Origin of the sequence: Metallosphaera cuprina Ar-4 (genome assembly GCF_000204925.1) — an archaeon.
Taxonomy (GTDB): domain Archaea; phylum Thermoproteota; class Thermoprotei_A; order Sulfolobales; family Sulfolobaceae; genus Metallosphaera; species Metallosphaera cuprina.
Window position 1 is genome coordinate 38,170 of sequence record NC_015435.1, and the last position, 13,156, is coordinate 51,325.

13 protein-coding genes and 1 tRNA gene are annotated in these 13,156 nt (G+C 38.3%); 10 read left to right on the top strand and 4 right to left on the bottom strand.

The genetic code is table 11. The features are described 5' to 3' along the window. The first annotated feature begins 40 nt into the window (after nt 1–40). The 4 genes from tuf to MCUP_RS00230 all read left to right on the top strand — a co-directional run bounded on the left by tuf (nt 41) and on the right by MCUP_RS00230 (nt 3,123). Entirely contained in the window at nt 41–1,348 is a 1,308-nt protein-coding gene (gene tuf / locus MCUP_RS00215; RefSeq protein WP_013736654.1) for a translation elongation factor EF-1 subunit alpha, read from the top strand. Between the two features lie 20 nt (nt 1,349–1,368). Continuing rightward, nucleotides 1,369–1,677 carry a 30S ribosomal protein S10 gene (gene rpsJ, locus MCUP_RS00220; RefSeq protein WP_013736655.1) on the top strand — a complete coding sequence of 103 codons (309 nt, stop codon included), beginning with the start codon at nt 1,369–1,371 and terminating at the stop codon, nt 1,675–1,677. Between the two features lie 26 nt (nt 1,678–1,703). Beyond that, nucleotides 1,704–1,798, top strand: a tRNA-Ser gene (locus tag MCUP_RS00225). Nucleotides 1,799–1,815: 17 nt separating this feature from the next. Further along, nucleotides 1,816–3,123 (top strand): cobyrinic acid a,c-diamide synthase CobB, encoded by a 1,308-nt coding sequence (locus MCUP_RS00230; RefSeq protein WP_013736656.1) that lies wholly within the window; start codon nt 1,816–1,818, stop codon nt 3,121–3,123. On the opposite strand, the gene MCUP_RS00235 is transcribed toward MCUP_RS00230, so the two are convergent. Then, nucleotides 3,094–3,852, bottom strand: a complete 759-nt coding sequence (locus tag MCUP_RS00235) for a DUF2208 domain-containing protein (RefSeq protein WP_013736657.1) — start codon at nt 3,850–3,852, stop codon at nt 3,094–3,096. The genes MCUP_RS00230 and MCUP_RS00235 overlap by 30 nt on opposite strands. A gap of 543 nt (nt 3,853–4,395) precedes the next feature. Between MCUP_RS00235 and MCUP_RS00240 the strand changes: the two genes are divergently transcribed. Genes MCUP_RS00240 through MCUP_RS00260 form a run of 5 tightly spaced genes read left to right on the top strand, consistent with a single transcriptional unit; the run spans nt 4,396 to nt 7,735 of the window. Beyond that, nucleotides 4,396–5,055, top strand: a complete 660-nt coding sequence (locus MCUP_RS00240) for a 3,4-dihydroxy-2-butanone-4-phosphate synthase (RefSeq protein WP_048057339.1) — start codon at nt 4,396–4,398, stop codon at nt 5,053–5,055. Further along, a complete protein-coding gene (gene ribC, locus MCUP_RS00245) occupies nt 5,055–5,522 on the top strand; it encodes a riboflavin synthase (RefSeq protein ID WP_048057673.1) in 468 nt (155 codons plus the stop codon). Before MCUP_RS00240 ends, ribC begins: the two co-directional genes overlap by 1 nt. After that, complete coding sequence (gene ribH, locus MCUP_RS00250; protein ID WP_013736660.1) at nt 5,503–5,952, top strand: 6,7-dimethyl-8-ribityllumazine synthase; 450 nt, start codon at nt 5,503–5,505, stop codon at nt 5,950–5,952. Before ribC ends, ribH begins: the two co-directional genes overlap by 20 nt. Continuing rightward, the gene (locus MCUP_RS00255) at nt 5,949–6,650 is read left to right on the top strand and encodes a GTP cyclohydrolase IIa (protein ID WP_013736661.1); all 702 of its coding nucleotides are present in this window, start codon (nt 5,949–5,951) and stop codon (nt 6,648–6,650) included. Before ribH ends, MCUP_RS00255 begins: the two co-directional genes overlap by 4 nt. Next, the gene (locus MCUP_RS00260) at nt 6,629–7,735 is read left to right on the top strand and encodes an amidohydrolase family protein (protein WP_013736662.1); all 1,107 of its coding nucleotides are present in this window, start codon (nt 6,629–6,631) and stop codon (nt 7,733–7,735) included. Before MCUP_RS00255 ends, MCUP_RS00260 begins: the two co-directional genes overlap by 22 nt. Here MCUP_RS00260 and MCUP_RS00265 read toward each other — a convergent pair. Genes MCUP_RS00265 through MCUP_RS00275 form a run of 3 tightly spaced genes read right to left on the bottom strand, consistent with a single transcriptional unit; the run spans nt 7,701 to nt 10,392 of the window. Then, on the bottom strand, nt 7,701–8,447 hold the full coding sequence (locus MCUP_RS00265; protein ID WP_013736663.1) for a beta clamp domain-containing protein: 747 nt from the start codon (nt 8,445–8,447) through the stop codon (nt 7,701–7,703). The genes MCUP_RS00260 and MCUP_RS00265 overlap by 35 nt on opposite strands. Beyond that, nucleotides 8,444–8,740, bottom strand: coding sequence for an RNA polymerase subunit Rpo13 (locus MCUP_RS00270; protein ID WP_013736664.1), 297 nt, complete (start codon nt 8,738–8,740; stop codon nt 8,444–8,446). The genes MCUP_RS00265 and MCUP_RS00270 overlap by 4 nt, the downstream gene beginning before the upstream one ends. A gap of 5 nt (nt 8,741–8,745) precedes the next feature. Further along, nucleotides 8,746–10,392: an ATP-binding protein gene (locus MCUP_RS00275; protein WP_013736665.1), complete on the bottom strand. Its 1,647-nt coding sequence runs from the start codon at nt 10,390–10,392 to the stop codon at nt 8,746–8,748. A gap of 39 nt (nt 10,393–10,431) precedes the next feature. Between MCUP_RS00275 and MCUP_RS00280 the strand changes: the two genes are divergently transcribed. Next, entirely contained in the window at nt 10,432–13,149 is a 2,718-nt protein-coding gene (locus tag MCUP_RS00280; protein ID WP_013736666.1) for a DEAD/DEAH box helicase, read from the top strand. Nucleotides 13,150–13,156: the final 7 nt, after the last annotated feature.

Here is a 13,156-nt window from a genome sequence, read left to right on the forward strand (position 1 = left end):
ATTAACTGATACCCTTTATCACGGGTAGGAGTTGAGGTAGATGTCTCAAAAGCCGCACTTGAATTTGATTGTCATAGGCCATGTAGATCACGGAAAAAGTACTCTAGTTGGAAGATTACTAATGGAAAGAGGTTTTCTCGATGAGAAAACTATAAAAGAAGCTGAGGAAGCCGCTAAGAAGTTAGGTAAAGAATCAGAGAAATATGCATTCTTACTTGATAAACTTAAAGAGGAAAGGGAAAGAGGTGTAACAATAAATCTTACTTTCATGAAATTTGAGACCAAGAAATACTTCTTCACAATTATCGATGCCCCTGGACATAGAGATTTCGTTAAGAACATGATAACTGGAGCTAGCCAAGCAGACGCTGCCATACTCGCTGTATCGGCGAGGAAGGGAGAATTCGAGTCAGGAATGAGTATTGAGGGACAAACTAGGGAACACATAATTTTAGCAAAGACAATGGGCTTGAACCAGGTGATAGTCGCTATAACTAAGATGGATGTAGCTGAACCTCCATACGATCAAAAGAGGTTTAATGAGGTAAAGGATACAATCGAAAAGTTCATGAAATCCTTTGGCTTTGATATGTCTAAGGTTAAATTCATTCCAGTAGTATCAATTACAGGCGAGAACGTAACTAAGAGATCGGAAAACATGAAATGGTACACTGGTCCCACTCTAGAGGAAGCTCTAGATATGCTTGAAATTCCTCCGAAACCTGTTGACAAACCATTGAGGTTACCTATTCAAGAGGTATACTCTATATCAGGTGTAGGAACAGTCCCAGTCGGTAGGGTAGAAAGCGGTGTAATGAAAGTTGGTGATAAGATAGTTTTTATGCCTGCAGGTAAGGCCGCAGAGGTCAGATCCATTGAAACTCATCACACGAAGCTAGATAAAGCTGAGCCAGGGGATAACATTGGTTTCAACGTAAGAGGAATAGATAAGAAAGATGTTAAGAGGGGAGACGTTGTGGGTCACGCAACCAATCCTCCAACTGTAGCTGACGAGTTCACAGCAAGGATAATAGTAGTATGGCATCCAACGGCTCTAGCAGTAGGTTACACACCTGTCCTCCATGTACATACAGCAAGTATAGCTTGTAGAGTTTCTGAAATAGTTGCAAGGTTGGATCCAAAGACTGGTAAGGAAGCTGAGAAAAATCCACAGTTCATAAAGCAAGGAGAATCTGCGATAGTAAAGTTTAAGCCGATCAAACCTCTGTGTGTAGAAAAGTTCAGTGACTTCCCACCTTTAGGAAGATTTGCAATGAGAGATATGGGTAAAACAGTGGGTGTAGGAGTAATAAACGACGTTAAACCTTCAAAGGTGGAAATAAAGTAAATCAATTGCGGTGCACATAGATGCCAAATAAAGCTAGAATACGATTGTGGAGCACTAACGTTAACGATCTAAATTACGTTGTGAATCAAATTAAGGGGATCGTAGATAAAACAGGAGTAAACATGAGGGGGCCAATTCCATTGCCAACCAGGCGTATGGAGGTTCCTGTAATGAAACTTCCACACGGAGAAGGTCGAAAAAAATGGGAAAAGTGGGAGATGTCCCTTCATAAGAGGATAATTGATATCTCCGCTGACGAGAGGGTAATGAGGCAACTAATGAGAGTTAAAGTTCCGGAGGATGTATACATAGAAATTCAACTGATCTAGCTTTCTCACGTTTTTTCAATCTATGAGCCGGGGTGCCCGAGCGGACCAAGGGGCTGGCCTGGAGTTTGCTGGTCAGCCAGTGGGGGTCAACCCTGCGCGGGTTCAAATCCCGCCCCCGGCGCCTTCACGGTGATCTTCATGTTTCCACGAATAATTATATCATCTGATAGGAGCGGATCTGGTAAGACGTTAATATCCTCAGGTCTGATGATGTCTTTATCTAAGAGGTTTAAAGTAAGAGGATTTAAAGTTGGGCCAGATTACATTGACCTAGGGTATCATAAACTTGCTACAGGCTCCCCTTCAATTAATCTTGATTTATTCATTATGGGAGAGGAAGGCGTACTTAGGTCTCTAGTTAAATACTCCAAGGGGTATGATATTTCAGTAATTGAAGGGGTAATGGGTCTCTATGACGGACATAATGATGAGTATAGTACGTTTAGATTATCTGAAGTTACATCAACTCCTATTGTCCTCGTTATAGATTGTAGTGCAATGGGAACAACAGCAGCGGCAGTAATACATGGACTTATCCACTTTGGAAACGCTAAAATCAAGGGAGTTATATTCAACAAAATTAGCTCAGAGTTCCACTTCAACTATTGTAGAAGTAAGGTAAGAGATGTTAAGATTTTGGGTTATATTCCTAGACTTAGCATCTCTGTACCGTCTAGGCATCTAGGTCTCTTCACGGTAGAAACTAATAGAAGAGCGTTAGACGCTATAAGGGAAATATCAAAATCTATTGATTCTAACGTAGATGTGGATGAGCTTATAAATATCGCTAGTTCGGCTCCTGATATATCGATTAATGAGCAGGAATCTCTTAATGAAAGACGTGATAGGGAGAGGAGGAAGAAAACTATTGCAATAGCTTACGATTCAGCATTTTCGTTCTATTATCAGGAGAGCTTGGACCTACTTAGCAGAAATTTCGATTTGAAATTCTTTAGTCCAATAAATAATGAGAAGGTCGAAGGAGCCGATATGATATATCTTGGTGGAGGATATCCAGAGCTTTTTGTCAAGGAACTTTCCTCCTCTTTAGATACAATTAAATGGATTAAAAACTCGGTATCCAGTAACGTTCCATTATTAGCCGAATGTGGTGGCTTAATGTACCTTTCAACTTATATTAGGACCCAGGAAGGAAAGTTCAATATGGCGAATCTATATGACATAGGTATAGGCTTAGGTAGGCTGACGATAGGTTATAGATATGCTGACGCTCTTAAAGACACGTTCCTTGCTAAGGCTGGAGATACAATAAGGGGCCACGAATTTCACGTGTCTTCACCTGAATATGTAAACGAGAAAGACTTCGTCCTTAAACATAGGAACGGTAAAGGCGTAACTAATGGTTTAGACGGAGTCAAAATAAATAACTCTATAGCTTCTTATCTTCACGTACATTTAGCTAGTCTGCGAGGACTGTCTCTTTAGTTCCAATCTTTTTACCCTTTCTATCATATCAAGTAATTTATCTAAATCCTTGGCATAAAGTCTTATCTTATACGGATATTTCGCCTCTTTCGAGTCTATCTCTACGTACTTCTTTTCTCTATTAACTGATATTGTTGAACTAAGAAGGTGCTTAGCATGCAAGAAAATAGACATTCCTCCACTTCCTATTATTCCCTTTTCGGTTACTTTATAGCTCAAAGGAGCCATAGTTGACATCATGCTCGGCTTGAACAGCCTTCTATACACGAAGAATCCAAACAGATATATTATTTCAAAATAAATTAAATATACAGCCAGTCTATAATAAGGATCAACTTGAGATGTCGCAAATTTCGACACATATCCATACACGAAGAATAAGACTACTATATAGATTAAATAGGAGAAGAGCATCATCATATTCTTTTTCGCAAATTGCATATACTCTTTCTGATATTCCTCATCTTTCATTACAAGTTCGTTAGCGTTTTTCTCTTCAAAGAGGACATTAGAGTTTGCTGCCTCCATCATGAGCTTTCTATCTCTAAGCATGGGGTTAGACCTATATGTCATTGAAAAAGTTATTGCCATAATAACTATAAAATATGAAAGAAACGCTTCTAAGAAATATTTTGGATAGAATCCTAATACAATTGAAATTACTATTAAGTAAGTTTGGCTGATCAAAGCGAATTTCCAGTTATAGGGATTCGGTGTCGCCGATGACATGCTATGTCCTATATAACAGTGTAACTTAAATACTTATATAAGAAATGACCATGATCTTCATCTTTCTACTCCTCTTAGCCTCAACTTCCCATACATACGTCTTTCATTATTATTCGTCCTCTCTGTCCCAGCCACTTGTAGTGAATATAACGGTTAATCCCGGAAATGTTAGCGTTTACAATCAGTCCAACGGAATCTTGATAGAATTAAACTACTCCTTAACACAAGTAATATCTAATTTATCATTTCTAAAAATCAACTCAACATTACTCTTTGTACCTATATCTTCTCTTAAACCAAATACGTCTTACTTTATGCATATTTCAAGTAACTCTTCAGACACATTAATTCTATTTTCTACTAAACTTAACTCTAGCCCAATAAAAAATATAATTACTATAGATACGTCAAATCAAAGAAGCAGTGAGAATTACATACCTTATTTACTTTTAGTCCTAATCTCTTTATTTGTATCTATACTATTAAGAAGAATCAAAAGACATTAGTACATACGCTTTTATACTTATTTTATTAAGCTAAAATATGTCTCTCCGTTCCGATCTTAGGAAAAACCTGGAAGCTGGACTCCCTTTGTTACTGTATGATTTTGACGGTAGAGAAGAGGAAGTGGATATGGTTTTTTACGGAGGTGCGGTAACGTGGAAAAGCATAAGGACACTCAGGTCGATGGCTGGAGGTCTAATATGCTATGCCACAGGGAAAGAGGAGGCCGAAGCGTTAGGAATTCCGTTTCAGGTGGATTTACTGAGATCAAACAACGAGTTAGCCAAACTCGTTAAAAGACCGAAATATCAGGACGAACCGGCCTTTTCCGTATGGGTCAATCACGTGGAGACTAAAACAGGGATTTCAGATGAGGATAGGGCGATAACAATTAGAAAACTACACGAGATAATTAAAGATATACTAAAAGGCAAGCAAGCAAGAGATATATTCTACAACGAATTTTACTCTCCAGGTCACGTTCCAATATTAATCTCCAGAGGAATAGGGGCTAGACGAGGCCATACAGAGCTTAGTATAACGCTAGTTGAACAATTAGGATTGGAAAGAAGTGTAGTGTTTGCTGAAATGTTAGACGAGAAAACTAGTCTGAAGAAAGATGATGCAATGAAGATAGCCAGGAGTAACGGTTTCATTTTCCTTGAGGGAAAGGAGATTCTGAAAGGTGTATTAGCTTGATTGAAAGAATTTACGGTGTCGCGGATACAACTTTTTCAAGAGTCAACATGGGGGAGATAGCTATAAAAGTTATAAGGAAGGAAGATCCCGACTCTCAAATATCTAGATACACAGTTCCTGGTATCAAGGATTTACCCGTAGCGGCAAAAAAGTTGATCGATTCTGGATGCAATGGTGTTATAACCTTAGGCTGGGTGGGTAAAACTCAGTTAGACAAGTATAGTTATTTAGCTGCGAGTATAGGCCTCATCTTTGTTCAGATATCCACCTCTAGACATGTTATAGACGTCACTGTACATGAAGATGAGGCTGAGGATGAGGAGACTCTTAGAGAAATAGCAATAGATAGGGCGAAGAAACACTCTGTAAATCTGGTTAAGCTAATAAAGGATGGGGGAAACGCATTAACTGAAATGGCCGGTAAAGGATTGAGGCAGGGATATAGCAATGCAGGAAGCATCGATTAGAATAGGCATAGTTGTCTCGGAGTTCAATTACGACATCACGCACTTGATGCTAGATAAGGCACTATCTCATGCTAAGTTTTTAAATGCCGAGGTAAAGTCAGTGTTTAAGGTTCCTGGTACATTCGAAATCCCGCTAGCAGTGAAACATTTAGCCTCTAGGGATGATATAGACTGCGTAGTGACTTTAGGAGCTGTAATCAAAGGCGAAACAAAGCACGATGAGATCATCGCCGGTCAGGTAGCTAGGTTAATCTCAGATCTATCTTTGGAGTTCAACAAGCCAATATCGTTAGGCATTATAGGACCAGGCGCTACTCATGAACAAGCGATGGAAAGAATTGAAGAGTATGCGACTAGGGCAGTCGAATCTGCAATCAAGATGTCAAGGAGAGTGAGAATAGCAGGACAGAGACCACAGGTGATAGAATGAAAACTCTTGTGGTTGAACTCTACAACTACAGAGAGTGGACAGAGATTTTAGGATATGATAGAGAATGGAAAATTCAGACAATCCAGTTCTCTCTTCTTTCCTCGATTCTATGGAAAGCCTCAATGATCGGAGGCATGTTACTGCCTTTAAGATATGACCAGTTTATATTAACGGCCGACGGAATTCCTAACTCCAAACTCAAGGAGTTCTTAACCTTCATGTCAAGGCTCACTCCGGTCAATATTAGAGCTTGTCTAGGATATGGAAAGACTCCTTTAGCTGCACAGGAGAGCGGATACAACTGTATAAAGCAGTTAGAGCCAGGGAGGTTCGAGTTATCCCCTTTTCCAGACTCTTTAGTTAGTATAGCACATTACGATCTAAACGATTTTACAAGCCTAACGAATAATACCTCTACTTACAGGTCATTCTTTGAGGCACAGAAGTTCTTTATGGACATCTTAAGCTATACTTACTCTCTAGGCGGTTTAGCCCAATACATGGGAGGAGATAATGTTATAGTTCTCCTCAATCCGGACGCAATAGACCAGATAGTAGCAAACGTAGAAAACAGTAAGTTAATAAAGGTAGGAATAGGTATAGGGAAAAACGCTAGAGAGGCGCTAAGGAACGCTACAAAAGCCTTAACTGATATCAGAAGCACTAGGAGAGAGACTTGGAAGCTCCTTCGAGAATAATAAACGTGGAATACGCGTTATTAGGAGAAGACCTGGAGATAGCGAATAAGGTTCACTTGGAAATAGAAGACGGAGTGATCCAGCACATTGGAAAGGGTTGGATATCAGGCGGTGAAACATACAATAGATCTATTCTTTTACCAGGACTTGTTAACGCTCATGTACATAGTTTTGATGGAGTTTCTCCGGAATATGGGATTAACTTACCAATTAAGGAGGCTGTGGGGGATCCAAGAAGCGAAAAATATAGGATTCTAAGATCATTTTCAGAACGTAAATTATTTTCATCAACGCTAGAGTTTCTGAAGAGATCGCTATCTATAGGAGTCCTAACAGTTGTAGATTTTAATGAATTAGATTTATTTGGAGCACAGATAGCTCATAAAATCAAGAAAAACTCTCCAGTACATTACATATCGCTTGGAAGGCTTGATGGAGACTTTTCTGACGAAAGATTACTAGCCCTCAAAGAACTGGTAGACGGTTATGGAGTAAGTAGCATATCGCTAGGTCAGGATTTACTCAAGAAAATAAAGAACGTCTTCATGGATAGATTAGTAGCTATACACATTTCTGAGACGTTAAATCAGAACCTGGTTTCAGATGTAGATGTGGCTATTTCTACATTAAAACCCAAGATTCTGATACATGGTACACATCTAACTAAAGATGAGATACGTTTGATTGCAGACGCTAAATTGAACCTAGTTATATGTCCCAGAAGTAATCTATGGTTCTCGGTTGGCATTCCTAATATACCTGAAATGATTAAAGCAGGAGTTAAACTTCTCATAGGTACAGACAATGCGGGTATAACAGATCACAATCTCTGGAAGGAGATGGAAGTTTCCCTTCTCCTTTCTAGATTAAAGGATCCAGGCTCTGACTTCTCAAAGGAGATCTTAAGGTCATCTACAATAAATTTCAATGATTCAATTAATCCGGTTTCTGAGGGGAAGAGAGTTACTGCAATAGTTATGACGTATTCGGATAGATTCACGGCTGCATTAAATAAGTATTCTGCAATGATCAAGGATCCAGGAAACTTGACTAAAGTCTTGGCGCCACCCAGAACTTTAAGCTAGCTCCTTTCTCAAGAGGAGCTATTATTTTCATAGGTACTCCACTACCTAAACTGAACTCTATTTCGCTTGAAAAAGATAAAGCATTGACTACCTTTTCTAGAACAGGGGTGCCGTACCTAACGTTTGTTAAGCTTTCAATCATCAGCTCAGATAAAGGCTTACCTTCCCTAAGCGTCGCAATGTAACCTTTGCCGGTCTCTTGGACTTTTAGTACTATGCTATCATTCTCAGCAACTATCTCGATTTCATCCCCTATTTTAGAAGCTTCACTAATTATAGCTTTGAAAATCTCACCGTCAATTTTTGCTGTAACACTATGGTTAACGGAGGGCTCCTTTAACGATTGAACTTCTTTTTTCTCAACCTTTAGGCTCAAGTTGCTTCGCGTTCCCGTCTTCTCGTCTCTAACTGTTATCCTTATACCGTCCTCAATTTCGTATATTTCTATACTAGATCTTCCCTTCATCTTTGATAATATTTTTTTCAAATCATTTAGATTAAGTTCTATAGACATAGGTTTCTCTATTTGGTACTCTTCGAGTGAATCCTTGCTTATGTCAACAACTCCCATCATTACTTTATCCTCTGTTAGATATTTACTACTTATCCCTTCTTCTGTAAGGTTGATGGGTAAGTTATCAGTTATCTTAGACATAGAAGAAATAATATAGTAAAAATCTTTCGAACTAGCGTATATTGCTCTAAACATCATTCTTCCTTACTCTTCTTGGCCTTTTTAACTTTCTTAGTAGTTTTCCTCTTAGATTGAGTAGCTTTGCTTTTCTCAGTCTTACTTTCAAACAGGGAGTTATTTGCTTCAAACTCTTTCTTAGCCTCATCTATACTAATTTTACCTGCGATTAACCTATGCCATATATCTGTGTTTTTTGTTAACAGTTCAATATCCTGAAGCGACATAGCCGGTATTCCTTCATCTTCATCCTCAACTCTCACCTCATCTGAAGAAACTTGTGGTTCGCTCTCCTCTTCAAAGTCTTCTGACATTCTGATTACCTCCCATCTATGCGAACAATTATTACTTCATCCTCCGTTATATCTCTTGTTATCATCATTCCTCTCTCAAGTCCTGAAAGGCTCTCGTAGATTGTCCTTTCAGCATTTATATATCTTCCTCCTATGATCTTTGAAATGTAAGAGAGCTCGTCCGGCTCGCTCAGTCTCATAGCCATTACAAGAGTAGCGTTATTTATTATTCTTTCTAGCTTTTTTGAGTACTGAGAGATTATAATAAACCCGTGGCCGAACTTTCTTCCCTCTGCAAATAGCCTCTCTGCCAACCTCTCGCCGCTTTCCTTTTCAAGGAGAAAAGGAGCCTCATCTATAACTATCAACCTTTTCAGGGTGTTAGACTTTTCATTATACATGTAATTAAATATTGATATTAGTACAGATTCCATTATTATATATTTTATGTGAGACGTTGTTACTTTAGAGAAATCTAGTACAACCTGACCTCTAAGAAGATCCTTAATGTCTTCCTTCCCTAAAAACACGTTAGAATCTAGGAACAACAGGTAAGGCTCAATGCTTTTCAGCTGATTTATGTCTTGAGAGTTAATAGCAGCTACCTTTTTTCTCTGGATGAGTGTAATTAGATCTCTAATTGTTGGAGGCTCTAAGCTCCAAGTACTTCGATCTTCATCATATATCCCTTTTTCTTGATAGGCTTCAATCAGCAGATTTGAGATAGTCATCGTTTGAATGTTTCCTAGACCGAATACTGACTTCAGCATCATAGCTATTTCGGTTGATCTCTGTTTTGGAGATCTTTCAAAAAGCGATAAAGGGTTTAAGCCATTAACTGACATATCTATCTTCTTTCCTGGAATGTCAGAATACTCCCCGTGAATATCGAAGACTATATAGTCAATTTTAATCTGGCTCAGAATAGTCCTAGCTAAGGTCGACTTTCCATATCCACTGGATCCTATGATCACAGAATTATAATTCTTCATTTTATTGAAATCTATGTAAAATTTTCCTCTTTCATTAACCCATTTATATCTATAACCAGATTGAAATATGCCCGGAATTACTCCTTTTATTAATACTTTTTCAATTGTACCAATATATATTTGATTACTAGGTCCATTGTATGATTTTGGTTCAAATATTATTAGATACGGTAGAAGAATCCATGACAAGGAGGAGAGTAACGCTAAATAAAATTCACCAAGAAAAGATGAAAACACACAATCAACAATTACTCCTACTACTAGGAAAACGGATTTGGTTAACCAGTATACAAGTATCGACAAAACAAACGTTAGCAAGAAGATTTTCGAATCAGGTCTTCTATTTAACCTCCTTATCGTAAGTGTGCTTCTCTCCCAGAGCGATCTTGTTAAAAACATGATAAGAAATGCAACCCCTAAGCCCGAGATGTAATATGTAACTGCTAGAAGATCGCTGACGTTGAACAAAGTGAGCAGAGTAACAATAGATAGAGCATATGCAAAACTTGAAAACATAGATTCAAGTATAAATGGAAATACTACTCCGTTAATGAAGAGGGCAAGAGGAATGATTAGAAAAGCAGATAGCTGTCCTAGATATGTAGGAATCAAATAAGGTATAAGGGCTACTTCAATTAAGGTTATAGAGAGTACAATGAGATATCTAAGGGTAACTTCCATATCTTTAAAAAACCTAATAGTCGAAAATAATATGTCTTCATGTATTCGACCGCTCAGGAATTTATCTTAAAACTTAGATCTCTTGGATATACTCAGCTTACTCCTATTCAAAAAATGGCAATACCAAGTATACTAAAAGGAAAGCACACTTTAATCGTTGCTCCAACTGGTCACGGAAAAACGGAAGCCGCAATAATCCCTGTCATGTATCATCTATTTTTAAACAAATATAATAAAATATCTGCTTTGTATATTTCGCCATTAAGAGCATTAAATAGAGATTTAGAGGCAAGGCTAAAAAGAATTGGGCAGGAGTTTGGGGTAAACGTAAGCACTAGACATGGAGATAACTCCAGGAAGGAGAAAAAAGACGTGGTACTAAATCCTCCTGATCTCCTTATAACTACTCCTGAGACGCTTCTCTACCTGATCACTTACAATAGAATGAAAAATTTACTTAGCAACTTAAGATGGATTATAATAGACGAGCTTCAGGAGATGCTGGATGAGAAAAGAGGCTACGAATTGTCGGTTGTTATTCAAAGGATCAAGAGAATTACGAAAAATCCAAGAATTATAGGTTTGTCTGCAACAATAAGTAACATTGAGTTAGCTAAGGCATATCTAAGCTTAAACGAAGATGTAGAAGTCGCTAAAATAGATGCAAGAAAAGAGATGGAGGTAATAGTTGATATACCTCAAGTCTCAAGAGAAATAGTAGACAAATCTTTAAGATATGGCAAGGACCCAGTTTTATTTTCCAGATTGACAAGGCTAGTTGAGATAATAGAGAAAAGCAAGCCTACTTTAATTTTTACAAATACAAGAGAGACGGCAGAGTTTCTTGCTCATGAACTTGGCCAAATGTTTAACATTAAGATAGCCTCTCATCACGGTTCGCTTTCTAGAGAGGTGAGAATGGACACAGAAAATGAGTTTAAGAAGGGAAAACTGGATGCCATTGTGGCCACCTCTAGCCTAGAGCTAGGAATAGATATTGGTAATATCTCTCTAGTAATTCAGTATATGTCCCCAAGGCAGTGCGTAAGACTAGTTCAAAGAGTCGGACGAAGTGGACATTCACTAAAAGGCGTAGCTAAAGGCATAGTAATACCAGGGAGTTCTATATACGACGTTTTAGAGTCAAAAGCAATTACAGAGCTTTCCAGAGAGTATCTTGAGCCCATGGTGCCCGAGGAAAATCCTCTAGATGTAATAGCTCATCAGCTAGCCGGGATGGTAATCGATGAACCGGTGTCCCTAAAGGATGCCCTTGAAATCTTTCACGGTTCTCCATATTTTAAGAACCTATCACTCGAGGAATTAGAAGAAGTAATAGAGCAGTTACAAGCAGAGAAAGTTATAAAGAGGGAAGGAGACAAATTGAAACCGTCAAGGAGGACATGGAAGTACTACTATAGTATTAACATGATACCTGACTCCAACACATCTTACACTGTTATAGATACCGATTCTAATCAGAAAGTAGGAAATCTAGATTTTGATTTCGTCTCTATACTTAGTGAGGATGACGTTTTCATTTTAGGCGGTAAGCTTTGGCGTGTTATCTCAATCGATGATGGGAAAGTCTATGTCGTTTCGGCAGAACTAAAGAAAGGTGACTTACCTAGTTGGTTCGGCGAAGCTATTCCTGTGGAGAAGGAGATATCAATGAAAGTATATAGTTACCTTGAGGATATCCTATCTGGAAAAATTACGGTAGAAAAAGAGATTAGAGAGAAGTTAGAAGATCATTTATCTAGGAACTATCCGATTCCAAGGAGAGATGAGATCCTTGTGGAGCTAATTGGATCAGACTTGATAGTCATTCATTCTCCTTTCGGATCTAAGGGTAACAATACTTTAGGTTCACTCATTTGTGCCATTTTTGCCTCAAAAGGGTATACAGTCTCCTACAGAAACGATCCTTATCACATAGTGATAACCTCAATGTCTTCTTTTAATCTTCAATTAGTAAATGAAGTAATTAATAAACTCAGCCTGATAGATTTAAAATATGCATCCAGTCTGTTGGAAAGCGAGATAATAGGTTCTCCCCAATTCAAATGGATCTTACTTATTGAGGCTCAAAGATTTGGGGCTATAGATAAAGGAGTTGAGGCTAAATTGGGCCAATATGTTCTAAAGGCATATATAGATACCATAATAGGTAAGGAGGCTATAAAAGAATTCTTGGTAAAGTTTCATGACTTAGACGTAATACCACTGATTAGGAAAGTTAAATGGAACGTTGTAGAGGTACCTTCACCCTCACCTCTGGCTGAGGACTTCTTGCAGCGGCTCCTTGCGTTCACTCCTTCTAATGAAAAGCCTCTCATGATAGAAGTATTTAAGAGGAGAATGATGAATAAAGAACTTCTCTTCATATGTCTTATGTGTGGATGGAATTCTACATCCAAAGTATCCGAGACACCTAACAAGTGTCCAAAATGCGATTCTGTCTTTATAACCTCGACTTTTCCTGATGACAAAGAGGCTATAGACATAATAAGGAAGAATATAGAAGGGAAAAGACTTAACGGTAAAGAGAGGAAGAGATTATCTGAGCTGAAGCTCATCTCTTCACTCTTTACTAATTACGGAAGAATGACTTTCTTGGCCCTAGCGGTAAGAGGAATAGGTCCTTCGAATCTAGCTAACGTATTAAGGTATCTCTCACAAGGAGAGGATAAGTTCTATGAAAAATTAATGGAGGAAGAGAGGAAGTTTATTCGTTATAGAAAGTACTGGCAGTAAATTTTTA